The organism is Hyphomonas sp. UBA3601, assembly GCF_002375605.1.
GTDB lineage: Bacteria > Pseudomonadota > Alphaproteobacteria > Caulobacterales > Hyphomonadaceae > Hyphomonas.
Window position 1 is genome coordinate 6,458 of record NZ_DFME01000002.1, and the last position, 383, is coordinate 6,840.

Here is a 383-nt window from a genome sequence, read left to right on the forward strand (position 1 = left end):
CTGAGGACGGGCCAGTCCCGGCCAAACGATGCTGCGGCAAGGCGGGCCACATCGCTCGTCACATTCCCCGCCGCCGCCTCGCACCGGTCGCCAGACAGTTTCACAGAGCCGTTCGAGAGTCGGAGGCTGCTGCCGAGCTGCGCAATAACAGGATCGGCGCCAACCTGCTCCGTTAGCGGAATATTCAAGGACACTTCTTCCGCCACAACAGACGATCCGGATGCCTTGATCCTGCCCCGCCCCTGGCCAAACGGCCCGCTCCACGACACGTCATGCGACGGGCCGCCTGTCACGAAACGCAAAACATCGGAATCGAGATTGACCGCACCGAGCGGCGTGCCGCGCCATGACAGGCCGGTGACCTGACCATGCCAAACCGACCC

1 protein-coding gene is annotated in these 383 nt (G+C 64.5%); it reads right to left on the bottom strand.

Annotation, left to right across the window (positions count from 1 at the left end; translation table 11 throughout):
- On the bottom strand, positions 1 to 383 hold a 383-nt coding region (gene gspN, locus B4F73_RS00060), incomplete at both ends, for a type II secretion system protein N (RefSeq protein WP_290482219.1).